General features: G+C 38.8%; 17 protein-coding genes and 1 pseudogene. 11 read left to right on the top strand and 7 right to left on the bottom strand.

The genetic code is table 11. From position 1 onward, the window contains the following. Positions 1-53 precede the first annotated feature (53 nt). The 3 genes from AAEY98_RS06850 to AAEY98_RS06840 all read left to right on the top strand — a co-directional run bounded on the left by AAEY98_RS06850 (position 54) and on the right by AAEY98_RS06840 (position 5,567). Positions 54-830 carry a hypothetical protein gene (locus AAEY98_RS06850; protein WP_351015845.1) on the top strand — a complete coding sequence of 259 codons (777 nt, stop codon included), beginning with the start codon at positions 54-56 and terminating at the stop codon, positions 828-830. Between the two features lie 542 nt (positions 831-1,372). Continuing rightward, on the top strand, positions 1,373-4,087 hold the full coding sequence (locus tag AAEY98_RS06845) for an EAL domain-containing protein (RefSeq protein ID WP_351015842.1): 2,715 nt from the start codon (positions 1,373-1,375) through the stop codon (positions 4,085-4,087). Between the two features lie 577 nt (positions 4,088-4,664). Continuing rightward, complete coding sequence (locus AAEY98_RS06840; RefSeq protein WP_351015839.1) at positions 4,665-5,567, top strand: homocysteine S-methyltransferase family protein; 903 nt, start codon at positions 4,665-4,667, stop codon at positions 5,565-5,567. A 536-nt stretch (positions 5,568-6,103) separates the two neighbouring features. Here the strand turns inward: AAEY98_RS06840 and eat are convergent. The 3 genes from eat to AAEY98_RS06825 are packed head-to-tail and all read right to left on the bottom strand — an operon-like array spanning position 6,104 to position 9,853. Then, positions 6,104-7,507: an ethanolamine permease gene (gene eat, locus AAEY98_RS06835; RefSeq protein WP_101087155.1), complete on the bottom strand. Its 1,404-nt coding sequence runs from the start codon at positions 7,505-7,507 to the stop codon at positions 6,104-6,106. Between the two features lie 49 nt (positions 7,508-7,556). Then, complete coding sequence (eutC, locus tag AAEY98_RS06830) at positions 7,557-8,450, bottom strand: ethanolamine ammonia-lyase subunit EutC (protein ID WP_351015836.1); 894 nt, start codon at positions 8,448-8,450, stop codon at positions 7,557-7,559. Next, complete coding sequence (locus tag AAEY98_RS06825) at positions 8,450-9,853, bottom strand: ethanolamine ammonia-lyase subunit EutB (RefSeq protein ID WP_351015833.1); 1,404 nt, start codon at positions 9,851-9,853, stop codon at positions 8,450-8,452. Before AAEY98_RS06825 ends, eutC begins: the two co-directional genes overlap by 1 nt. Before the next feature lie 215 nt (positions 9,854-10,068). On the opposite strand from AAEY98_RS06825, the gene AAEY98_RS06820 reads away from it, so the two are divergent. Further along, positions 10,069-11,028 carry a helix-turn-helix domain-containing protein gene (locus AAEY98_RS06820; RefSeq protein ID WP_351015830.1) on the top strand — a complete coding sequence of 320 codons (960 nt, stop codon included), beginning with the start codon at positions 10,069-10,071 and terminating at the stop codon, positions 11,026-11,028. Positions 11,029-11,220: 192 nt separating this feature from the next. Continuing rightward, entirely contained in the window at positions 11,221-12,111 is an 891-nt protein-coding gene (locus tag AAEY98_RS06815; RefSeq protein ID WP_350978468.1) for a dienelactone hydrolase family protein, read from the top strand. A 22-nt stretch (positions 12,112-12,133) separates the two neighbouring features. Here the strand turns inward: AAEY98_RS06815 and AAEY98_RS06810 are convergent, their stop codons facing one another. Next, a complete protein-coding gene (locus AAEY98_RS06810; protein WP_182743451.1) occupies positions 12,134-13,042 on the bottom strand; it encodes a sensor histidine kinase in 909 nt (302 codons plus the stop codon). Beyond that, a pseudogene (locus AAEY98_RS06805) lies at positions 13,035-13,580 on the bottom strand (heme NO-binding domain-containing protein). Before AAEY98_RS06805 ends, AAEY98_RS06810 begins: the two are co-directional and overlap by 8 nt. 185 nt (positions 13,581-13,765) lie before the next feature. Between AAEY98_RS06805 and AAEY98_RS06800 the strand changes: the two are divergent. Genes AAEY98_RS06800 through AAEY98_RS06790 form a run of 3 tightly spaced genes read left to right on the top strand, consistent with a single transcriptional unit; the run spans position 13,766 to position 16,013 of the window. Further along, positions 13,766-14,131: a response regulator gene (locus AAEY98_RS06800; RefSeq protein WP_162023171.1), complete on the top strand. Its 366-nt coding sequence runs from the start codon at positions 13,766-13,768 to the stop codon at positions 14,129-14,131. Then, positions 14,128-14,706, top strand: a complete 579-nt coding sequence (locus AAEY98_RS06795) for a chemotaxis protein CheC (RefSeq protein ID WP_101087163.1) — start codon at positions 14,128-14,130, stop codon at positions 14,704-14,706. Before AAEY98_RS06800 ends, AAEY98_RS06795 begins: the two co-directional genes overlap by 4 nt. After that, positions 14,703-16,013: a PAS domain-containing sensor histidine kinase gene (locus AAEY98_RS06790; protein WP_351015827.1), complete on the top strand. Its 1,311-nt coding sequence runs from the start codon at positions 14,703-14,705 to the stop codon at positions 16,011-16,013. The genes AAEY98_RS06795 and AAEY98_RS06790 overlap by 4 nt, the downstream gene beginning before the upstream one ends. Here the strand turns inward: AAEY98_RS06790 and AAEY98_RS06785 are convergent. Both AAEY98_RS06785 and nosR read right to left on the bottom strand, forming a co-directional pair. Next, positions 16,002-19,112, bottom strand: a complete 3,111-nt coding sequence (locus AAEY98_RS06785) for an ATP-binding protein (RefSeq protein ID WP_351015824.1) — start codon at positions 19,110-19,112, stop codon at positions 16,002-16,004. The genes AAEY98_RS06790 and AAEY98_RS06785 overlap by 12 nt on opposite strands. Before the next feature lie 90 nt (positions 19,113-19,202). After that, the gene (gene nosR / locus AAEY98_RS06780; protein ID WP_182743448.1) at positions 19,203-20,537 is read right to left on the bottom strand and encodes a response regulator c-di-GMP phosphodiesterase, NosR family; all 1,335 of its coding nucleotides are present in this window, start codon (positions 20,535-20,537) and stop codon (positions 19,203-19,205) included. A gap of 100 nt (positions 20,538-20,637) precedes the next feature. Here nosR and AAEY98_RS06775 point away from each other — a divergent pair, with 100 nt between their 5' ends. Genes AAEY98_RS06775 through AAEY98_RS06765 form a run of 3 tightly spaced genes read left to right on the top strand, consistent with a single transcriptional unit; the run spans position 20,638 to position 24,360 of the window. Continuing rightward, positions 20,638-21,240: a response regulator gene (locus tag AAEY98_RS06775; RefSeq protein WP_101087167.1), complete on the top strand. Its 603-nt coding sequence runs from the start codon at positions 20,638-20,640 to the stop codon at positions 21,238-21,240. A 4-nt stretch (positions 21,241-21,244) separates the two neighbouring features. Next, positions 21,245-23,230, top strand: a complete 1,986-nt coding sequence (locus AAEY98_RS06770) for an EAL domain-containing response regulator (RefSeq protein WP_351015820.1) — start codon at positions 21,245-21,247, stop codon at positions 23,228-23,230. Beyond that, on the top strand, positions 23,227-24,360 hold the full coding sequence (locus AAEY98_RS06765) for an HDOD domain-containing protein (protein WP_351015817.1): 1,134 nt from the start codon (positions 23,227-23,229) through the stop codon (positions 24,358-24,360). Before AAEY98_RS06770 ends, AAEY98_RS06765 begins: the two co-directional genes overlap by 4 nt. Positions 24,361-24,502 lie beyond the last annotated feature (142 nt).

Genomic DNA, 24,502 nt, shown 5'->3' with positions numbered 1-24,502 from the left:
CGCGACTAAAACTTCGCTTGTTAAAGTACTCACTATCGCAATAGGAAACCGTAATGGTTCAACAAACGAATATAAACGACATTGCCAAACATCTCTTTTCACAAAGGCATTGTGTTAAGCCACTGTCGAATTTACTACCTGAACAGCATATAGACAGTATTGAAACGGCACTTGAAATCCAAGTTGCGATGATTGCCTTGAATCAACATAATGTTACTGGCTGGAAATGTTTAACGCCGCGAGACAATGGCGATTTGATTGTTGCACCTATTTTGGCGGATGCCATTGTCAATCAACATGATTGCGCCATTTTATCATCGGCGCAGCTAGCCCTGATTGAGCCTGAAATCGCTTTTGTTGTTGGTCAAACTTTTGAGGCTCATCGTCATTACTCTGAAGCCGAAATTAATCAGCAAATTAGCGCTACTCATATGGCATTGGAGTTAATTCAACAACGATTTAGCCGAGATTATCCAGCCACATTTGTTGAAAAATTGGCTGACGGACTCAGTAACCAGGGGTTGTATTTAGGCCCTGAAATTGACAAAGCTAAGGCATTAATGGCTAGCAAAATCCAAATATTGGTGACTCAACAACACACTACCAATACCTATGACGGATGTCATCCGTGCCATTTACCTGCATCACCTTTGTACTGGTTAGTGAACTTTTTAACCGCTCGCGGCATTGAGATTACTGCCGGGCAGGCCATTATTACTGGTTCATATTGCGGTGTGCTTAAAGTCGACATGGATAAACCACTGCAGATTGAATATCAAGGATTAGGCAAGATGTCGTTGTCGTTTAGTGAGTTAAGCTTGAGTCAATAATAGACTGTGCTGTTATTACTTAGTGATAACGGGTAAACCTCAAGGCAAAACACTAATAGCAGTCCTAAACGACGACTGCATGGATGCAGGAGATAGAGTAACGCAGGAGCAGTTACCGACGACTGCATGGATGCAGGAGATAGAGTAACGCAGGAGCAGTTTGTCTATCGCAAGTATCACACCGATAACAGGACAACGAATGGTTGGCTGACCGTTTACACTCCCTAGCGGGGCTTACAAAGCCTGCTTTAGTACCTGATCGCAAACATGCAGTTTACTAAAGATTATTGAATAAAATACTCATTAAAGTTTGTATATTGATAATCTTTTTTGTATAAATAGATTCATTAAATTGATTAAAAATGTTGATTAAAACAATCGCGTTATTCATGGCTAAGTAATTGAAAAAATTTATTTAATGCTTAAGTATGCTCGTTATTATTTTAAATATGGTACGCTCGCCTAAGCAGTTCATTAATTCATTACATTTTACCGGTGTTAGTTTTAGCATTGGCTATATAAGCACCAGGAATAAAATAATAATGCCAAATAAACCCTATGCGTATGTAAACGTCTTTTTTTGTATATTGTTATTGTTGTCATTCGCTAACTTTACACGTGCTGATGTTGTCGAGATGACCGCTGTTAGGCCAATAACCCTTACTGAACATGAGCAACAATGGCTGAGCGAACATCAACCAATCCGTGTGGGTGTGGATGGTTATTTCCCTCCTTATACTTATATCAATGAAAACGATCAAATTGTTGGAATGGCAGTTGATACTTTGTTGTTGATTGGGCAAAAGTTAGGCATAGAGTTTGTCATAAATGATGAATATCGCTGGCCAGATATCGTCAAAAATCTGCAGCAAAAAGAGATTGATATGGTGTTAACCATGGTCAACACACCTGAGCGCGAAAACCAATTTTTGTTCACTAGTCCAATTCTTTATAAATCGCTGGTGATTATTGGTAAAAATAATAACCATCAAATTAATAACCGCAGTCATATTGCTAATAAAACCATTGCGATAGTGAAGGATTATCAATATTCCGATAAACTTATTAAAGAGTTCCCCAGCGTAACGCCATTTGTGGTTGATAACATGCGTGAAGCAATGGAAGCTGTGCAGGCTAATCAAGCCGATGCTGCAATCACCTTTTTAGCTGCAGCAAATTATTACCAGTTAAAGTACTCATTTTCTGATTTGAAATTCTTCGCCTTTTACGAAAAAAACAATGCTAATGAATCCATTGCAGTCAGACAAGACTTTCCCATTTTAGCCAGTATTATGCAGAAAGGGTTGAGCTCGTTGAGCTCTACTGAAAAAATTGCCATTAATGAAGCTTGGGGGGCAAATATTACGCTGCCGAAAGATAACCAAGATTTGATTGAGTTTGCGGCGGTGGCAGGTGTATTAATTTTGTTGCTTAGTGTGTGGATTTTGCAAGCTAGACGGAATAATCAAGCCTTAGTCATTGCGAATATTAATACTGCAAATGCCAATATGGCATTAAACGAATTAAAAAATAATCTTGAAAAAAACGTCTTGGAACGGACGCTTCAGCTTACCATTAGCGAAAATAGATACCGTGGTTTGGTTGAGTCGTTAGAAGATGAATACATTTTTTATCAGCACGATACTGATGGATTTATACAATATGTCAGCCCTTCTGTGACTCACATTTTAGGGCTCACTATTACTGGATTTGGCGAATATTATTATAAATTGTTAACTGACAACCCGAAAAACCAACTGATCTCAGGATATATCCAACGCATTATTAACGGAGAGAAATTAGCGCCATTTGAGATAGAAATATTTGATGTGAATGGCGTTATTCATACCTTTGAGGTGCTTGAACGACCTATGTATGATGAAGGTAAATGCATTGGTTGCGAAGGTATTGCCCACGATGTGACATCGCGTAAACAGCAACAAGATATGTTGTATCAGCTGTCGCACTATGACGACTTAACGGGCTTAATTAACCGTTACTTTTTTAAGATTTTACTCGACGAAAATATTCAAACATGTCTGCAAAATCAACAGCCACTGGCATTACTATTTTTAGATCTTACTCGTTTTAAAATTATTAATGATAATTTTGGACATAGTGCTGGCGACTATATTCTACAGCAGGCGGCTACACGCATTAGTACTACGCTAAATGGAACCTTCACAGTGTCACGTTTTGGCGGTGATAAATTTTGTATTGCATTACCCAATAAAGCTGCCGATGAAGCAAATGCCATTGCGACAGAATTAGTTGAAGTGTTTCAACAACATTTTGAGTTTTTAGAACAAACCATTATTTTAGGTTGCCGTGTGGGTATTAGTCTTTTTCCTGAAGATGGCCAAGATGCTGAAGCGATATTAAGCCAAGCTGATTCAGCCTTGTATGAAGCGAAAAAAAGACCGTTTGGGGTGGCATTTTGTAACAAACAACAAGCGATACATAATAAACGCCGTCTCATTATTGAGCAGGGGTTACGTAAAGCGTTAGCTGAACCTGTTATTGAACATTATCAATTGTTTGCGGTATATCAGCCTTTAATCCTTTTACCAAGCCAAGGCCTAGGTGGATTTGAAGCGTTGATGCGTTGGGACCATCCAGACTTTGGGCTTATCTCTCCGGCGGAATTTATCCCTATTGCCGAAAATACTGGTTTAATCTTTGAATTAAGTCGTTGGATGCTCAAAACGGTATGCCAACAGTTAGTGAAATGGCATGAGCAAGGTTTTGACTTTAAGAGGGTCTCAGTTAACTTGTCAGCACTGGAACTGATAAATATAAATATAGCTGACGATTTACTGGCTGTTATTACAGATACTGGCGCCGAACCTAAGTGGCTTAAGTTTGAAATCACTGAAACCGCATTGATGGCCATTCCTGAGCAATCAATCGAGATTTTACATAAACTGATCGAAGCTGATATTCATGTCGCTATCGACGACTTTGGTACCGGCTATTCGTCACTTGCTTATCTTAAATCACTACCTGCCAACATGTTAAAAATTGATCAGTCATTTATCTCCAATCTGATTCATTCAGCCGAAGATCAAGCTGTGGTAAAAGCGGTGATAAACATGGCTCATTCATTAGGTAAATGCGTCACGGCTGAGGGGGTAGAATTACAAGAACAATTAGATTTTTTGATTGAATATCAATGCGATGTGGCGCAAGGGTATTATTTTTCAAAACCGATGAACGTTGATGATGTTTATCATAAATACGCTTTAATAATCGAATAGAGCGCTACTAGTCAGCATTAATATGTATCTCGCTCATTCGTGCTAATCGACATTAGACTATTGAGCTTTACTCATTTAAACAACGACAAAAATGTCCAAATAAAGACTCATCTTACTGCTAACAACTTCATCATGACAGTTCCAACAACCTATGTGAGTAATGCTATCTGGTTGTACTTCACACTTTATTTGATAGTTTTTATACCTATTTAAATTATCCAATTCTATTCAAGCATCATTCATCTAAGCTGCTGCGGTCATTGATTTGTTATCCTGAGCTCAGGTTAATCAATATTGGACACGATTTAATGGTGTTGGTTAAGCTAAGCCGTATTTAATATCGATTTAATACCTCGTTTAGGTTTTTAGAATGAGTCGATATCAATAACAAAATTATTTAATATTTTCGTTATGGTTGATTGCAGTATCCCATTTATACCTTTACACTTTAGCCATCTAGACGTCTGATTTTTTTGGTCGATTTATTCGTGTACTCGACAGTGTCATTGAGCTCTATTTCAGCATCACTCGTGATAAAGATTTGTAGAGGCATCTTAATATTATGGAGTCATTAACAATGGATAAGCAGGAATTGTGGGTGCTTGATGGTGGTATGGGACGCGAATTGGCAAGCCGAGGTGCTCCATTTCGTCAACCCGAATGGTCCGCTCTGGCTTTAATGGAAGCACCACAAACAGTGGCTCAAGTGCACCGTGCTTATGTCGATAGTGGCGCTCGAGTTATTACAACCAATAGTTATGCCTTGGTGCCGTTTCATATTGGAGCCGAGCGTTTTGCAGCAGAAGGGGAAACATTGGCCGCGCTTGCGAGTAAGTTGGCACGCGATGTGGCCGACGAGCAGGGGAGTTCTGTGTTAGTTGCGGGCTCATTGCCGCCATTGTTTGGCTCATATCGGGCCGATTTGTTCGATGCTGATAAAGTCAGTGAGCTCGCTACTCCGCTGATACGAGCAATGTCACCCAATGTGGATCTGTGGCTGGTCGAAACAGTGAGCCTTATCGCTGAACCGCTTGCGATTAAAAGGTTACTGCCAAATGACGGTAAACCGTTTTGGGTCGCTTTTACGCTTGAGGATGAAATAGTCGCAAATGAACCTAGATTACGATCTGGTGAATCCGTCGTGTATGCCATAGAGAGACTGATAGAAGTAGGTGTAGATGCCATTTTGTTTAATTGTTGTCAGCCTGAAGTCATTGAGGCTGCACTAAAGGTAGCCTCTGACTGTCTGGATAAGCTTGGCCGAAATGACATCCGATTGGGGGCTTATGCGAATGCTTTTCCTCCGCAAGCAAAAGATGCTACGGCCAATGATGGTTTAGATGAGATCCGTAACGATCTTGGGCCACTTGATTATCTAACATGGGCAGAACGCTGGCGTGCCGTGGGGGCATCACTCATTGGCGGTTGTTGTGGGATTGGTCCAGAACATATTGAAGCACTGACCCATCGTCTGCGCTAAGCGTTTGGACGAAAGATAACAATAATCGGTTTCTGAGCAAGCAAGGAAATGGGGTGATGCCAATAGTGGCATTAATGATTAATGATTAATGACTAATGACTAATGACTAATGACTAATGACCAGTGGACTGTGATTACTGATTACTGATCATGGCTACTTTATGCTGCTGGAGGCGAGTAGTTGTTGGTATTTTTGCTACTTTATGGAACAGGTTTATGTTGTTTATCTACAGTAGGCGATAGCTTAGGAAGGACGTACGCCTCAGCTATGCAGTGAGATTTCTTGCTGGCGATACTCTTCTTAGTTTGATTCCAGCGTTGTGGCCGTTCAGTTAACCATAGTGCTAATCTTACAAAATGCTTGTAAATGCACCCTGCATTAATGTGTCTGAACTGACAGCATGGCTAGTCAAAATTTAACTCGAGATCGTTAGAGTTGATCATTAAATCAATTAATTATATTGGTTAGATGAAGTATACGTTTTTGATATTATGCGATCTGTTATCACAACCAGATCGCATTAAGCATTGTTTGATTAGTTTTCCATGACTAGTTCTGATTCAGCCGCAGCCAACATCGCAAACTCTTCATCAGCATTTTTTGCTACCAACCTAGTTGAGCTGTAGCCAAAGTAGTATGCAGCGCCAATGACAAATAACCCTATTGTGAATAAGAATGCCCGTGGGTCAAACGCATACACTCCGGTTAATGCTATTAAAGACAGGACTAATGCAATACCTGATGTTACGACACCACCCGGTGTTTTGTATGGACGGACTAATTCAGGCTGTTTTATGCGTAATAATATATGGCTTAATGCCATTAATGCATAAGATACTGTTGCGCCCACAACGGCCATAGCAAGCAATAAATCACCTTCGCCGCTGAGTGATGCAATAAAACCGAATATTGCCGGGACTATTAATGCGCGGGCAGGGACTTTGCGTGAGGTTGTAATTGACAGTGAACGCGGAATATAGCCTGCACGTGACAACGCAAATACCAAACGGCTATAACCATAAATAATTGAGAAAAATGAGGCTACTAGACCTGCTAAACCTAAAATATTTACCATAGTCGCTAAGGTATGATTACCGGTCACATTTAATGCATCAACGAGTGGTACAGCACTTGCGCCCATTGCCGCGGCACCGCCAGCGCCAGGGACTAATACTACAACCAGCAGCGCAGTAAACAATAAAAATATCATTGCACCAATAATACCTTTAGGCACATCTTTGGCCGGATCTTTGGCTTCTTCTGCTGCTAATGGAACACCTTCTACAGCTAAAAATAACCACATGGCAAAGGGCAGAGCAGCCCAAACACCGTACCATCCTAATGGTAAAAACTCACTAGCACCTGCTGCATCAGTAACGGCAACATCATAAAGTCGGGTAGCATCAAAGTTGCCAATCAACACCACTGCAGTGGCAATAATGGCTACAACAGCTAAACCACTGATCACCATCATGACTTTTAGTGCTTCTCCAACACCCGCGAGATGAATACCGACAAAGACGATATAAAACAGTGCATACACCCAAGGGCCGTTAAATCCCAGTAACTCCTGTACCGCAGAGCCAATAAAAATAACAATAGCAGCAGGGGCTAGAGCATACTCGATTAACACCGCCAGTCCGGTTAAATATCCTCCAGCCGGTCCCATTGCTTGGCGAGCAAAGCTATAGCCGCCACCTGCAGCGGGTATTGCTGCTGACATTTCCGCTAAGGACAAGACTAACGCTAAATACATTATTGCCATCAGTACAGCTGCAATGGCAAATCCTCCCCAGCCAGCTTCGGCTATGCCGAAGTTCCAACCTGCGAAATCACCAGAAATAACGTACGACACGCCTAATCCTGCCAATAAAACCCATCCAGCGGTACCGCTTTTAAGTTGCCTTTTGGCAAGATACTCTTTGTTGTTTTCAGACATGATTGTTTCTCCGGTGGTATTTACATTTTTATATAGAATTTATTTAGGGTTATTCAGCAATTAAAAAGTTTTGAGTTTGTTGTTGGTGTTCAATCACATCGTCTTGAGTGCGATCTTTTAAATTCACTCCTGTTAGTTTGAGTTTTTTAGCTTGTGTTAATAGGTAAACTGCCCGTTTGGCTGCTTCGGTATAGGGCAAGCCAGCAGGGCGAATGTTTGAAATGCAATTTCTGCAGGCATCATTAACCCCCGTTTTAGGCGCCCAAGTGAGATATAAGCCAAGACTGTCTGGTGAGCTGAGTCCCGGGCGTTCGCCGATAAGCACCATCACCACTTGGGCATTTAACAGCTGGCCAATATCATCACCTATGGCAACTCGACCTTGTTCTACTATGGTGATGGGGGCGATATTCCATCCAGAGTGTTGCTGATGTAGTTGACTTAATAACTCGTTGATAAATGGCTTGGCGTTGTTTTGTACCGCTAATGATGACAAACCATCGACCACTACTATGGCAAGGTCGTATTGAGTGTCGGCAGCTTGACCTTGACTGTTCATGTGATGTAGTAAGGTTTTGCGGCCGCTTTCAGCAAGTTTTCTGCCAAGGTCAGGTCTTTGTAAATAGGTGATACGATCATCAACCTGACTGTTAACTGTCATAGGATAAGTCACATTATCCAGTAATAAGATATTGCTTAGATCAATTGCCAGAGCATCGATATTTAGCGGTAAATTCACCGCGTCGCGAGCTTGCGCGTGTGATAATTGGAACGCTAATAACTCTGATGTGGGCAAGCTAATTCCGGCTCTACCAAGGCCAATTCGTGCATCAGTAAAACGGCGAAGGTCGCGCCATGGATTGGAGACTACATTGCCATGTTGATGATGTGATTGAATTGAATCGACAAGGTTGTTCTGTTTATCTACACAATTGGAGTCCATTAATAGTCTCCTTGTAGTGCATACAGTGGTTTAGCAAATGCATTGGGTACCGTGTTGGATAACACAAAATCATCCGAATTTTTCATAATGTTCATTTTGCTTAACCAGTGTTCAAATTCTGGCGCTGGGCGAGAGCCCAATACACGACGAACATATAAAGCATCATGAAAAGAAGTGGTTTGATAATTAAGCATGATGTCGTCTGAACCTGGTATCCCCATCACAAACGAGCAACCGGCAACCCCCAATAAGGTGAGAAGATTATCCATATCGTTTTGATCGGCTTCGGCATGGTTGGTGTAACACACATCACACCCCATAGGTACACCAAGTAGTTTTGCGCAAAAATGATCTTCTAATCCGGCCCGAGTAATTTCTTTACCATCAAATAAATATTCAGGACCAATAAAGCCAACCACTGTATTCACCAGTAGCGGATTAAACTTGCGCGCGACAGCATAGGCCCTGGCTTCACAGGTTTGTTGGTCTAATCCATGGTGAGCATTAGCAGACAACGAGCTGCCTTGGCCGGTTTCAAAATACATTACGTTATTGCCAACGGTGCCACGCTTTAGACTTAATGCTGCATCTTGTGCTTCTGCTAAGGTATTTAAATTAAACCCAAAACTGCTGTTTGTGGCTTCGGTGCCACCAATTGATTGAAACACCAAATCAACCGGTGCGCCGGCTTCTATACATTCAATGGTGTTAGTGACGTGGGTTAAGACGCAGCTCTGTGTTGGAATGTCATATTTTTGGATCACGTCATCCATCAATTTCATTAGTTTTATGGCTTGCGCTACGTTGTCTGTTGCTGGATTAATGCCAATCACAGCATCGCCATTGCCATACAACAAACCGTCAAGTATTGAAGCTGCAATCCCATTGACATCATCGGTAGGGTGGTTAGGTTGCAAGCGGGTCGATAAATGACCGGGCAAGCCAATGGTATTTCTAAATGCGCTAGTGACATGACATTTTTTAGCCACAAGAATAAGATCTTGATTACGCATAATTTTGCTCACAGCCGCTGCCATTTCAGGTGTGATGCCCATTTTTACTGCGGCTAAAACCTGTGGTGTTACGTAGTCGCTAAGTAGCCAGTTACGAAAATCGCCAACCGTTAAATGGCTAATATAAGCAAATGCACGAGTGTCATGTTCGTCTAAAATTAATCGTGTAACTTCGTCTGTTTCATATGGAATAAGCGCTTCGTTAAGGAAGATTTTTAATGGCACATCTGCAAGTGTCATTTGCGCAACAGCTCGTTCTTTCGCTGATTGAGCCATCACTCCGGCTAAGCGATCACCGGATCGCTGTGGCGTTGCTTTAGCCATTAGGTCTGCAAGATGTCGAAATTGATATGTTTGGCTACCTAAGGTGTAGCGATACGATTGACTCATTAATGACCTCGAGGTTAACGATTGAACTTTGGTACAGGTTTTGCTCCTGTAATCGTTAATCAATTAATTTATAAGTTTACATGAGCTTAAATCGTACCAAGTGGCTATCAAGTTTTGGCAAAGTCATTTTTTGTGATTAATTTCAGCTAGATGAAGTTCTTTTTCTTCAGGGTTAGAGTTTGGGTTAACAGTGTTATATCAAGAGGACGTGACAGATGGAGCACCATATTAATCAGTGCGCACCACAAAAGAGCGTGGTCACAACCAACGATATTGATGAGCAGGCGCATAATTTAACTCAATGGCAGCAAGTTTATGATCAAGTCAGTAACGGCAGTTTTTATGGTTGTATAGAAGGGCTTGACTATCCTGAGGCGCATTTATTTAAAGAATTTACTCAGCGTGCACTAAGACAGCAATGCAATATTGCGCCTGAATCAATCTGGTTAGGCATTCCACGTTTTTCAGACCAAAGTAAAATCAATGGTTTACCAGTTGATACTCATGAGTTTATGTGTCGTAGCAGTGATTGTGATTTTGAGTTAATGACCCCAGAACAGTTTACTATTTATGGTTTGGTTATTAATAAACAGATCTTATTCACTATGGCTGAGATCCAAGGTTTGTCACTTAAGAGTTTAATGTCGCAAGGGGCGGAGCGATTAAGTACTAAGCCAATGCAACTTAACCAAACCCGTTTTATGATTGAATCACTGATTAACCAAGGTGAATTAGGCTTACATACTGCGTTACAGCAAGATATGTTAAGCACTTTAGCGCTGAATTTATTAACCCATGAATCATCAAAACAAGAGGTGGCGCCTAGCTATCAACATCGTTTAGCCGTGGTAGAGAAAGTAAAAGAATTCTTGCATGATTATCCTCAACAAGCGGTGACCATAACCCAGCTTTGTGAGCTTACTTTTGTGAGCCGAAGAACCTTGCAGTATAGTTTTGAGAGTATTTTAGGCATTAATCCATTGCGCTTTTTGCGTCTTACACGCTTAAATAATGTCAGGCGTCAACTGAAACAACCCGACCAAGATACGCCTATTTCGGTGATTGCGGCCAATTGGGGCTTTTGGCATGCTGGCCAATTTACCAAAGATTACACACAACTCTTTGGAGAAAATCCATCACATACGCTTAAGCGATATCAACCAGCTCAACCATGACTCATCACAATTGATAGAGTCTTAAATTGTGATAATTAGGCGCACCAAATCAGTTGAACTTAAGCGGCTAATTAAGCGTATAAAATCGGCTGACGATGGTGAATACATTATCTTCAGGTAACATTAACGGTTATCAACTAATATTAATAACCATCAATTAGCGTAATTACATTTGATCAGAAGAGGGAACTTATGCAGCACAAATCCGTCGATAATATTCCGCAACAAGCCTTTGATTGGTATGACTCCTATGCTCATGGTGGCATGGACCGTCGGACATTTATGACTAAATTAGGCTCGTTAGTGGCATTAGGTTATTCAATGAGTGTGCTGACTTCGGCATTATTGCCTAATTATGCGCTAGCTGAGCAAGTGTCATTTAATGATGCCGACATTAAAGCCACTTACACTCAATTTGATTCGCCTTTAGGTTATGGCAAAGGCGAGGGCTATTTAGTCGAGCCCACAAGTAAAACAGGGTTATTGCCCGTTGTATTAGTCGTTCATGAAAATCGTGGTTTAAATCCATATATTGAAGATGTTGCTCGCCGTTTAGCGAAAGCGGGGTTTATTGCTTTTGCTCCTGATGCACTTTTTTCACTAGGCGGTTATCCCGGTAATGATGATGAAGGCCGGGCAATGCAGCAATCATTAGACCGCAGCAAAATTGAACAAGACTTTGTTGCGGCCGCCCAGTTTTTAAAATCGCATCAACGCAGTAATGGTAACTTAGGTGCGGTGGGATTTTGTTTTGGCGGCTATATTGTTAATTATCTCGCGGCAGTTGATTCAAATTTGATTCAAGCCGGTGTTCCATTTTATGGCACTCCAGCAGCAAAAGAATTAAGACAAAATATTAAAGCGCCATTATTAATTCAATTAGGCGAGTTAGATGAAAGGGTTAACAATACTTGGCCCGAGTACGAGCAAGATTTAAAAGCATTTAAGGTACCCTATACCATGCACATGTATAAAAAAGCCCATCACGGATTTCATAATGATTCGACCAGCAGATATGATGAAATTAATGCAGAATTAGCATGGCAGCGGACTGTTGATTTTTTTAATAAAAATATTGGCTAAGTACTTATTTATAATTTATTTTCTATATAGGTGCAGATAAATTAAAGCCAATTTTTATGATGGTACCTTTGTCTAATTCAGACTGTACATCAATCGTCGCATTGTGTTGTTTTAATATCTGCAACACAATCGACATTCCTATACCTGTGCCAGTGCCTACAGGCTTGTTAGTATAAAAAGCATCAAACATTCTTTGTTGCACTTCAGGAGACATACCACAACCATTATCGATAATATTGAGTTGAATCATACCGTCATGCTGCGCCAGTTTGATGGTGATGATCGCGCTATTATTTGCTGGCTGTTCACAGGCTTGAATGGCATTAACCAAGATATTGACCAGCACTTGGTTAAGCTCTCCTGAATTAAACCGAATTTTAGGTACCTTGCAAAGTTCTTGTTTAACTTGAATATTTTTTAGTTTTGGGCCTAATAACTTGACTGCCATATCAATGGCACCAGACAAATCAATTTCTGTTAATTCTTCGGAGTCTGTTCTGGCAAAGAACAGCAGGTTTTTAACAATATCTTTAATGCGAAAAAAACCTTGATCGTTATCGGTGATAAGCTCTGGTAAGTCTTCTGTAATAAAATTGATAGTATTTTGGTCGCTTTGACTTAACTGTTCTTTAGGGATTACCTCAATTAAGTCGTTCACATAACTGTTTAACGTGGTGACATTACTGATCACAAACGCTAATGGGTTATTGATTTCATGAGCTACACCAGCAGCGAGAGTCCCCAATAAGGCTAATTTCTCTTGTTGTATCAGTGACTGCTGTTGATTTTTAATTTGTTTAATCTGCTGTTCTAACAACATATTTTTTTCATACACTTGTCTAGTGTAATCTTCTAACAATTGCTCAACTTCAACTCGGGCTTTCTTTTCTCGATGGTAGGCAATGTAATATGGGTTAGATTTATCAATCATTTTTTAACTCTATATTTAAGATGCACTGTTCAGCACCTTGATGCATGCAGGTGTCATGTTTGATGCTAATATTTTGATGATAATAATCAGCTGCACCAAAGATAAGCCCTTCAGCACAAAAACATAATTTACGCGGAGAATAGTATTTGAGTTCAATATTATGGTCATCGATCATTGTCGACATGATGGTAGGTAATGAGGGCTCATCGTAAAGCTTATTCACTTCTACGTGGATGATATTATGAATGCCCATAACGAGTGACGTAAAGTCTGTGAAACGTTCAACAACGGCAGTATGGTTTGCAGCCAAGCCTCAAAATAAAAATTGGCCAAAGGCTTTTATGACATCTTGTAAAGGAAGACCTAAAATCTCGGAGACTTCTGTGGCGATGGCAAATAACTCATTTTCTGGATAGTTGATAGCCGAAACATATACTCTGTCCGCAGGCGCATGTTTTTCCATTAAGTCATTCCATACACCCATACCACATTGTTCAACTATCATGTCTTCAAGTACGTTAAAAATGATACCTTTCATAAAAACCTCAATAGTAATAGATGCTTAATTTGTTAATGGAAAGTTTTGTCTTATTTGTCTTCTGCTGATTATGTCAACTAAAATGAATTAACACCACTGTTTATAAAAAATACTCTATTAAATTTTGACTTTCTGTAAGACTACATCATAATCTAAAGGACAAATGAGACAACCTGGAGATTATAATGCCTATACCTGTAACCATTGCAGATGATTCGATGATGTCAAGAAAAGTAGTTAGGCGTGCACTCCCTGTTGATTGGGATGTTGAAATCACCGAAGCCAAAAATGGCAAAGAGGCAATTGAAGCGGTTGAAGCAGGCAAAGCAGAAGTGCTTTTTTTGGATTTAACTATGCCCGAACTGGACGGATTTGGTGTCCTAAGCTATTTACAGGAACATCATGCTAAAACAGTTGTTATTGTGATTAGCGCGGATATTCAACCCGAAGCTAAAAAATTAGTCGATCGACTTGGGGCATTTCGCTTTTTACATAAACCGCTACAAGCAGAGCAATTATCGCAGGCTTTATCTGACGTGGGGTTAATATGAATGACTATTTAAGTGAAGAACAGCGTGATGCTTTGCAGGAGCTAATGAACATTTCTATGGGGCAAGCAGCCAATTCTCTTGCGAGACTGATTGGCGCTAAGATTACACTTTCTATCCCTCAAATATCGTCAGTTACCCCTACAGAGTTTGTTGAGATGATCAACTTAGACACCATGTGGCATACCAGGCAGTCTTTTCTGGGTACAGTGAAAGGGGAAGTACTTTCCCTGCAATCCAAACAGGGCTGTGAAGCCATTGCTGAATTGATGGATTACGAATTGCCATTGTCTAACATTACCCAAGAAGAGTTACTACTGGAATTATCTAATATTCTTGCTGGGGCCTGCTTAAATGGTTTTGCACAACAATTAACATTGAATACAAAATTAAGTATGCCAACAGTATTTGACCCAACACTTCTTTCTGCGGGTCATTATCGCTGGGGCAACACATTATTAATGGAAGTTGAATTTAAAATAGAATCTAGTCGATTTGATTCTAAAATCATGATTTGTTTAGAAGCTGACTCAATTTCGATTGTTTTAACCAAATTAAATGAGTTATTGGAGTCATGATGGCAACAGAGTCCATGTTACAGAATCTAACAGCAAAACTTCCATTAGGTGTTTGTGTGCTGAATGATCAGTTTGAGATTGAGTATTGGAATGACTTTTTTGCCGATCGCCTCAAGATTAGCAGCGATGATGTTAGAGGGCTGAATTTATTAGAGATGTTCCCAGATCAAGCCACGTATTTAAAGAAAAAAATCAACAGCGTCTTTATATTAAATAATGCCAGTTTTTCTTATTGGGAACACAAGCCGCACGTTTTTGTGTTTGGCAGTAGCCGTCCAATTACGGGTGAAGAAACCTTGATGTATCAAAATATTGAGTTTCTACCATTGGATGTGTCCAATAATACGGTTAAAACAGTGTGTATGATTGTGCAAGATGTGACTGAACTTGCCAGTTATTATCAAGGCCAAAAAGGATTAACTCAACAACTGGCGCAAGAACATTCTGTTTTGCTAGAGTTAAACAATAAACTTGAAGCTGCACAGAATCAATTATTGCAATCAGAGAAAATGGCTGCAATTGGACAATTAGCCGCTGGTGTTGCGCATGAAATTAATAATCCGATTGGCTTCATCTTTTCAAATTTACAAATTTTACAAGATTACTCGAGTAAGCTACTAAAACTGGTTAGTTTTTATGAAAAAGTGATAGATAAAACCAAAAATCAAACTTTTATTAATCTTCAACAAGACATGCAACAACGCATGCAATATCCTTTTTTACGCGACGATATGCCAGATTTAGTCAGTGAATCTATCGAAGGTATTGAACGGGTAACCGATATAGTCAGAAGCTTGAAAGCATTTTCTCATGTTGATAGCAGTGAATGGGAAAACTGTAATGTCATTGATGGCATCGAAAGTACCTTAAAAATTGCCAATAGCCAATTTAAACACAAAATCGAAATTCATCGCGATTATCAAGAGTCTGTACCTCTATTGTTATGCCAGCCAATGCAACTGAATCAGGTATTTCTTAATATATTGGTCAATGCGGCACAAGCGATCGAAAATAAAGGCCACATTTATATCTCAGTGCGCGGCGATGATACTGAGGTCACGATTGAGATAAAAGATACCGGCTGTGGTATTAGCGACAGCGCGATACGTAAAATATTTGAGCCTTTTTATACGACCAAACCCGTAGGTCAGGGCACTGGTTTAGGCCTGTCCTTGTCCTACAGTATCATTCAAAAACATAACGGTAAGATATCGGTTAGTTCGTCTGTGAATGTTGGCACGACTTTTACCATCATTTTACCCTTATTACCGCCAGGTGAAATTGATAAAACACATCTAAGCATCTGAATCTGTAATTAATTTATTTAAACTAGAATTGAATTTTTTACATACGTCATGTAGGTTTTCTCCAGCCTTTAAGCCTATTTCGGCTTGTTTTGCTGATTCGCTGACATTATCTAACCCTAAGCAAGCACTGGTTCCTTTAATTTTGTGAAATAAATTCTTAACTTGATCGTGATCTGAACTTGATGCAAGTAAGATGAGTTGGTCGGGCATTGCTCGTAAACTATCTAGATACTCTAGGCGTAAGTTTTTAATTTCATTTAACATGTCTAATTCGTCTTGTGTTTTTACATCGTCGTTATCTGGTTTTGATGCGTTGGTTTGATGCTTGTCAAAACATCGAGTGATGGTTTGCAATAATTGCGTTTTATCAATGGGTTTGTTCAATACTGCATTGAAAGGCGAGACGGTATTCGGTGAGTGTTCTTCTTTAAATACGTCCGCACTTAATGAAATAATGGGTTTGGTAAAGTGCCTGTTTCTTAACACTTGGGCAGCCTGGTATCCGTCCATAATGGGCATTTGTTGATCCATGATAATAATATCTGGCTGATCTTTGTCGACGATATCTACAGCCTGCCTACCATTTTCAGCAAATAATATTTTCATCTTTAACGGTTTGACATAAACAGCAATGAGTTGGCGTATATCCTCTACATCATCAACAATAAGCAGTGTGCCGCCTAATACTCGTTGAGTAAATGTTGTCGAGTTAACGTGTTCTAGTGGCTTACTAATGGGTCTTGTATTGGTAGTAGGCAACGTTAGTGTGAAAGTGGATCCTTGACCCAATTTACTTTTCACGGTTAATAATAACCCCATGGCATCAGCGAGTTGTTTACTGATATACAATCCTAGGCCAGTGCCACCATAATCCCGGCTTATACTTACGTCTGCTTGCTTAAATGCTGCAAATAGAGTGAGTTGTTGTTCATCACTCATTCCAATACCTTCATCTATGATTTGAACAGTACAAGTATTATCAGGTGATTTATGTGCTTTTAGTATAATCGTGCCATTGGCTGTAAATTTAACGGCATTACTGAGTAAATTAAGTAAAATTTGTTGTAGCCTAAAGGGATCAACCATGACATATAAGTCAGATATGTCCTCTATTGCGCACTGTATTGATAGCCCTTTAGATTTAGCAATTTGTGATGAACTATCAATTGAATTCACTAGAAAGTCTCTAAGGCCGATAGGCTGTAAATCAAACGTCATTTTACCTTCATCAATTTTAGCGGTATCTAAGATGTCGTTAATAACATTTTGTAGATGTAAGGTATTTTGCCGAATACGATTCAACACTTGTTGGGTTTCACCATTTGTGTGGTTAAGTAACTCTTCTGTGAATCCTTTTATGATAGTGATAGGCGTGCGTATCTCATGGCTCATATTCGCTAAAAAACGAGTCTTGATAGCTGCTAATTGATTTGCTCTGTCGCGCTCTTGTTCTAGTTGTAATGTTCTTTCTTTCACTCTGTCTTCTAATTGATTGTTCAACGCTTTGACTTCAGCCATTGAATTCATCATTGCTTCTCTTGAATTAATAACACGTTCATTAAGGTTATTTATACTTTGAGTCAGTATCTCAAATTCTCGCGCTGAATAGTTAAAATGCAGCGGTTGATTGATTCGTTTATCAGTGCCTAATTGATGTGTGAATTCTGTAATTTTTTCGAGTGTTTCCGTATAGTTATGCACTAAACGACCTGATAATGCCGTGATATATTTCAATACTAATAATGAAGATAGCATTGCGATACTAAGATAAATTAAATAGCGAACAACAAAAGGGGTTGTTTCTTGATAATGTATTGTTGACCAATTTAATTTATCTAATTGGCTTTTTACTAGAATGTAATGAGCATCTGTTGTGAAAACAATGGATTTTGCCGTATTAAAAAACAACTGTTGCAGTAATGAAGGATGATATGGTTCAAATATTGCGTGTTCAGTCCAAACATCGCCTAATTCCCCTAAGTGATTGCTTCCCCATATCTTTTTCGACTGTCGATCAAGTATAATCGTGTTTGGACTGATGTTATCAGTAAACGATAATGTTTTGGTGAGAGTGTCTAGAACGACCGAAACTTCGACTACGCCATCAAAAATACCGTTTAGATAAATAGGTGCGCTCACGGCAAAAAGCAGGTCTTCTCCGAGGGCTCTACCTTTAAAACTCTCACTCACAAAGCTGGTATTAATTGTTTTGGGTTGACTGAAATAACTGCGGTCAGTAACAGACACATTGTTAATCGGTAGTTTCGATACACCAGCTTTGTAAAATTGCGTCACGATGCCATTTTTATCGGTCACCAGTGTGGAGATAAATTCAGGTTCCTGGTCGTTAAGTGTTTGGAGAGTATGTGTATCTATATTTTTATGTCCTAAGCTGGCAACGAGCTCAGTATTACTGATATATCGTTCTATGTGCTGCTTTATTTTTGACACAAACACATTTTGCTCATCTTGATAAAATTGTAGTTGCGATGATAAATGCAGTCCGATTGCTGCTTGCAAAATAAATGCAATCAATATTGTGCATGGCACTGCACTGTATAGTCCAATTCGGTGACTCAGTTGAAGACGCAAACTTTGCTGTTTTTGATTTAATGGGGTGATGGTGATGGTGATGGTATTAAGCATCAATGCGGTTTTGGTACACAGGGCAAAAAGACAGCAATGTAACATGGTGGCAATGATCCATAACATCGTTGTACTTTTTAAAGAATCATTACCCAATAGGTAATCAAGGGTAAAGATTGATATGGAATATATACAAAATATGGGCCATAAAGACTGCTTAAGATTGAGCCTAAGCCACATAAGAAACATTAACTGTAAAACGCAATTACCAATAACTAATGGACTTTCTAGTGGTAAGCAAACAATGATTAACGATAATAACGACCAAGTGAAACCTAATCGAAATAGTATAATTGAAGACGCAATATTACCCACAAGAAACGGCACAACAATGGGAATGTCAATTGCCATGGTATTAGCAATCAAGCCAAGTGATGTGGCGTAGATAAAGAACCACATGCGTCTTGTAGAAAATGCCTTTGAGAAAAACAGTTTTATTAACATGTTCTTCATAATAATTCACCGTTAAAACATATGTGGATAAATAGTAACAATGTAGATGCGATTATCGAGTTATACATTCTTTTGTACTGCCTGATCAGGTCACTTTTCAACTTTCTCTGCTTTTATCAGTAACGTTTCTTTGTGTCTCTTTTCATAACTCTGTAAGTTATTGATTGTTTTAGCACAAAAGATATGTCCCTTTGGTAGTAATAGCATATGCTTACGATTATAGAGATTTTGACTAAGTCGCATACCAATAGATATTTCTCCTATGTGTATGCCATTTGAGAACTCTTCTTCAGAATAATGAATGTTTTCTTTATTATTTTCATTACTAAATATTAACTTACCCAATGCTTCAACCACTTTTGGGTCGTATAAAATACCTTGTTGAAGCATTATCAGTTTATATACTTGTTCTTTTGTCGGCTCTTGAATATTTTTTTTAGGCAGAAATTCATGCCAAAAATCTCTAGCAACGGATAAAATTCGCGATCCTATGTGAATATTTTTGCCCGCTCTCTGTAAAGGCTCTCCGGTACCATTATATTGTTCATATTGACTAGCAATAATTTCACTCATTACAGATAAATGAACGGCAGGTGTTAAAATCTCTTCTGCTAATTGAGGATGACGCATAAAATGTTTTTGGTCAGCACTAGTCAGTTCATCATATGGCTTATTCAGGCAATAAGAAGGTAACCCTAATTTGCCTAGCTCGGAATATAATCCTGCTTTAGTAATAATTTCGACTCCAGGTGGAGTGATGCCTAATAGGTTAGCGATGTTATTGCAGGTTTCACTGATTTTAAGTGCAAACTGACCGTTTATTTCCGGATTGATACTAATTAAATTATAAAGCACTTCTAATGTGGCTTTCTGTTCATTACCTCGATTATTGGCCAAGGTTTTATATTGTTGTAAACTTTGTTTTAGTTGTTGGGTTCGTTGCTGTACCGTGTCTTCTAGATTGGTATTCAATTGTTTTAGTTGTTTATTTTGAACTGCAATTTTCTTTGTCAGTTCTTTATTTTTTTTAATTAGGCGATAAGTCTCTAGCCCCTCATTAACTTGTGCAAGTAGTTCAGTATTATCCCAAGGCTTTTGAATATAACGATGAATTTTACCGATATTAATGGCCGTAACAGTAGATTGAATATCCGAGTATCCAGTCATCAAAATACGATAACTGTCAGGCTGCATTACGGCTGCTTGTGCAAGAAACTCTGCACCTGTCATATTTGGCATTCGCATATCAGAAATGATCAGGTTCACTTTGTGTTGTTGCATTATTTCTAGTGCTTGTTTACCACTAGACGCTTGTAATAGTTGAACATTTGATGAAAAAAACACACGTTGTAAAGACTTTAAAATACTGGTCTCATCGTCTACACATAAAATTACAGGTAAATCTGCAGTTTCTAATTGTTTCATATGTTCCTAAATTTCCGATGCCTTCAATGTCTCATTTGTCTCATTGATTAAGTTATGCTATAAATGACAACTAATCAAGTTTTATGATGAGTGATAAAGTATGAAAACGTTACGACCCAGTGTCATTGCGCAGTATTGTGATGTGCATCATAGGACTGTTAGTCGTTGGATTTCGCAAGGTCGGTTAAAAGGACATAAATTGCCGGGTAGGGGTAATTACCGAGTGCTACTGGACGATTTTATTTTGTTTTTACAACAACAAAAAATGCCAATGCCTGAAGAATTAATGAGTTACTGTGAGGATATAGAGACTGATTCCGACTCAGGTTCTGCATCACCAAAACGTATCTTAATTATTGATGATGAAACTGAAATTAGAAATGCAATACGCCGAGTTTTATCATCAAGCGGTTATTATTTCTCTTTTGCCGCAGATGGATTTCACGCGGGTGTTAAATTACTCAGTGATAAACCTGATTTGATTACACTTGACCTTGCAATGCCTAGTTTAGATGGTTTTGAAGTATTGCAATTTATTCGTCAACAGCCAGAATTAGCGGAATTAAAAATCCTTGTGTTGTCTGGATTATCTGAACATGAATTGCAAAAAGCCTTAGATTTAGGTGCTGATGCGGTATTATCAAAACCGTTTGATAACGACAAGCTGCGATCTTTAGTCAACAGTCTTTTAATTAATGGGTAAAATTATGAAGCAAAAGCTACTCATTGTTGATGATGAACAGTCCATATTACGAGCGTTAAAAAGATTGTTCATGCGTGTAGGTTATCAAGTATTTATTGCTGATAACGGTAAAGAAGCCTTAGAGATCATGTCTAAGGAAGCATGTCCTGTCGTTATTTCAGATTATCGTATGCCTATGATGAATGGGTCTGATTTACTGCTAGCAATAAAATCTATGCAACCTAATACGGTGTGTATGGTGCTTAGTGGTTCGTCTGATTTTAATTCTATATTAACGCTGCTTAACTCTCGTACTGTATTTCGTTTTTTACAAAAACCATGGGACGACAATGCACTTGTTATTGAGGTTGAGGAGGCCTTTTGTCAATACCACAGTAAACAACAAAGAAGTATTATTGCCGATCTACTTGCCAGCAGTGATGAAGCTGTAATCGAGCTTTTTCCACATGGTCAAATAGGTAGGTTCAATGGCTTATCTAAAAAGATACTTGCAATAAAAAACGAAAATACATTATTAAATGACCTGTTTCCGTATTGTACTGATCGTTGCATTGACTATTTATTTACCCCCAACGATGAACCCCCGATATTACAAACGACTCAAGGCGAAAGTGTCATGTTTAGCCTTAAGCATGTGACAGATAATTCTAGATTTTTTTCCATTTCAATGGCATCAGACGTTGATAATAATGTCCTTTGTGAGTCAAAAACGCTAATCGATCAAACAAGTTTATTAAGCAATGCGCAAACATTACTTGAGACAGATAAATCATTTGCTTTGGTGGCTATACATCTAAAAAATTATGGCTATTGGGCTGATATGCTAGGCGATATTGATTCTGTTGCATTATTTAATGAGATACACACAACATTAATAATGGAATGTGAAAGGTTTAATCACCGAATATCTGTATTACCGAATGAATATTTTGTGATTCTTGTTGCTAACTATGTATCTGAGATTGAATTACACAGTCAACTAGATAATATTTTATCATCGTTTACTGGCAACAAATATGTTGAAAAAACCGTACGCATTGAATTTACGATTAGCTATTGCATTGCTCCAAACGATGGCGCAAGTGCACAGCAGTTATTCAGCAATGCATTGGTCAGTAACAGACTGCATATTAATGGAAATCCTCATTTTTACATGCGTTTTGACAACTCAATCATCGAGCAGAAACGCAAACAATTATTTACAAGTAAAGCCTTATATCATGCCATTGAAAATCAAGAGTTATTTTTAAACTTTCAACCTAAGTACGATTTAAGATTACGTAAAATTGCGAGTTGTGAAGTACTGTTACGCTGGAATAGTCCAGAGTTAGGAATGGTCTCTCCAGACGTATTTATTCCAATAGCGGAGCAAGAAGGGCAAATTATTGAAATAGGCTACTGGGTAATTGAAAAAACCTGTTTAGCGATTTCAAATTGGCTTAAAAACGGAATCGTTCTCGATCATGTTGCTGTTAATATTTCTGGAAAGCAATTATCTGAACCCGATTTTATACCAAGAGTCGAAGCGTTATTGAAAGGTTTCGATATCGACATGTCAATTCTCGAGTTTGAATTAACAGAGTCATGGTTGGTTGATAATATTGAAGAAAGTGCAGAGAAACTGGCTAGACTTAAAAAAGCAGGGATCAGTATTGCGATTGATGATTTCGGTACGGGCTATTCATCTTTGTCTTATTTATCAAAATTGCCAATCGATGTGCTTAAAATAGATCGGTCTTTAATCATCGACATTGCCAGTAATTTAAACACTCAAAGCATGATCGCTAACATTACTCGTATGGCCCATGATTTAGGTATGAAAGTGGTGGTTGAAGGAGTAGAGTATTTTGACCAAATTCCAATTCTTGAACGGCTGAATTGTGACATTATCCAAGGCTATGTTATTGCTCGCCCTCAAATAGAGGAGCAGTTTATTTCTTTAATTTCTGATCCTAATTTTTCAGTTGCCAGATTAATGGGTGATTTATGAAAACATTAACTGTACTGTTTATTGATGACGATATTTTTATGCTTAAAGCGCTAAATAGAGTCGCAAGTCGTCTCAAACCACATTGGCAATTTTATTTATGCAGTGATCCACTTAATTGGCAGCAGGCTTTGCCTGATGGGGCCATTGTCGATACCGTGATTTGTGATTACTTAATGCCAGATATTAATGGTGATGAGCTGCTAAAACAGGTTTCTCAAATAATGTCGTCGGCATTACGGGTGTTATTAACCGGTGACACCGCCGAGGATGTTGTGTCTAAAGTAACAGAAATTGCCCATTTTGTGTTGAAAAAACCTTTTACACAACAAGACATAAATGATGTTTTTTGCTCATTAGAACACTTAAATACCCTAGATATAGAACAACCTCTACGAAATAAACTGGGTCGTATCGGGTACTTTTTTGCATTACCAGATATCGCGAGACAAATTCAGTCTATGTTCGCCAATGAAGAAGTTGATATCTCTCATGCCGCGGACATAATTCACCAGGAAAGTGTTATCGCTGCCAAGCTGATACAAATCGCAAACTCAGCTTTCTTAGGCTACAGCCGCAAGACTGTGAGCTTGGAAGAGGCCATAAAACGTTTAGGTCTTAAAATGACTGAAACGATCGTTGTTAGTATGGTTGTTGATCAAGCATTAGCCTTAAGAGTGCCAGAAAAAGCACATAAAAAAATTAATGAATGGTCATTTAATTATTCTCGATTATGTCGTCAGTTAAGTAAGTCGATGGGATTTAGCGTTGAGCAGCAAGATGTTGTTTTTATAGCGGCTTTACTCAGTGGTATTGGTCATTTAGTGCTAATGTCTGAAACAAACGAGCATGTTGATTTTGATTCAAATGACACTCATATCATGCTTGCAGATGCGACTGTCTTGACGGTTTATATCTTGACACTTTGGGGTTACCCACTTGATCTATGTGAACTGATTTTAATGCAAGATAAACCGGATTTTAATGCCACTGGATTAAACGTGAATACTCTGGGATTAATTTTGTATGTTGTCAATTTATCATTAACTCATCAACTCGATGAACCGTCAAAAAATGAGCTGTTAAATTTAGTTGTCGATGTCGATATTAGGCAATGGATCAGCAACTCTTAGTGTATAAAATTGATTGAACAGTATTTAGGTTTATTAGGTGAACATATCAATTTACTGCAAGAACACAGTTTGATGGATAATTACCTGCAGTGTTAATTAAACGGCAATATATAAGGGGGCATGCCCTTATATATTGCGTGAA

The sequence above is a fragment of the Shewanella sp. AC91-MNA-CIBAN-0169 genome (genome assembly GCF_040310165.1).
Classification (GTDB): domain Bacteria; phylum Pseudomonadota; class Gammaproteobacteria; order Enterobacterales; family Shewanellaceae; genus Shewanella.
This window is presented reverse-complemented; position numbering and strand designations above follow the sequence as displayed.

Bases quoted from the DNA above. Each gene is read 5' to 3' on its own strand.
- AAEY98_RS06850 (WP_351015845.1), top strand. From the start codon at position 54: ATGGTTCAACAAACGAATATAAACGACATTGCCAAACATCTCTTTTCA.
- AAEY98_RS06845 (WP_351015842.1), top strand. From the start codon at position 1,373: ATGCCAAATAAACCCTATGCGTATGTAAACGTCTTTTTTTGTATATTG.
- AAEY98_RS06840 (WP_351015839.1), top strand. From the start codon at position 4,665: ATGGATAAGCAGGAATTGTGGGTGCTTGATGGTGGTATGGGACGCGAA.
- eat (WP_101087155.1), bottom strand. From the start codon at position 7,507: ATGTCTGAAAACAACAAAGAGTATCTTGCCAAAAGGCAACTTAAAAGC.
- eutC (WP_351015836.1), bottom strand. From the start codon at position 8,450: ATGGACTCCAATTGTGTAGATAAACAGAACAACCTTGTCGATTCAATT.
- AAEY98_RS06825 (WP_351015833.1), bottom strand. From the start codon at position 9,853: ATGAGTCAATCGTATCGCTACACCTTAGGTAGCCAAACATATCAATTT.
- AAEY98_RS06820 (WP_351015830.1), top strand. From the start codon at position 10,069: ATGGAGCACCATATTAATCAGTGCGCACCACAAAAGAGCGTGGTCACA.
- AAEY98_RS06815 (WP_350978468.1), top strand. From the start codon at position 11,221: ATGCAGCACAAATCCGTCGATAATATTCCGCAACAAGCCTTTGATTGG.
- AAEY98_RS06810 (WP_182743451.1), bottom strand. From the start codon at position 13,042: ATGATTGATAAATCTAACCCATATTACATTGCCTACCATCGAGAAAAG.
- AAEY98_RS06800 (WP_162023171.1), top strand. From the start codon at position 13,766: ATGCCTATACCTGTAACCATTGCAGATGATTCGATGATGTCAAGAAAA.
- AAEY98_RS06795 (WP_101087163.1), top strand. From the start codon at position 14,128: ATGAATGACTATTTAAGTGAAGAACAGCGTGATGCTTTGCAGGAGCTA.
- AAEY98_RS06790 (WP_351015827.1), top strand. From the start codon at position 14,703: ATGATGGCAACAGAGTCCATGTTACAGAATCTAACAGCAAAACTTCCA.
- AAEY98_RS06785 (WP_351015824.1), bottom strand. From the start codon at position 19,112: ATGAAGAACATGTTAATAAAACTGTTTTTCTCAAAGGCATTTTCTACA.
- nosR (WP_182743448.1), bottom strand. From the start codon at position 20,537: ATGAAACAATTAGAAACTGCAGATTTACCTGTAATTTTATGTGTAGAC.
- AAEY98_RS06775 (WP_101087167.1), top strand. From the start codon at position 20,638: ATGAAAACGTTACGACCCAGTGTCATTGCGCAGTATTGTGATGTGCAT.
- AAEY98_RS06770 (WP_351015820.1), top strand. From the start codon at position 21,245: ATGAAGCAAAAGCTACTCATTGTTGATGATGAACAGTCCATATTACGA.
- AAEY98_RS06765 (WP_351015817.1), top strand. From the start codon at position 23,227: ATGAAAACATTAACTGTACTGTTTATTGATGACGATATTTTTATGCTT.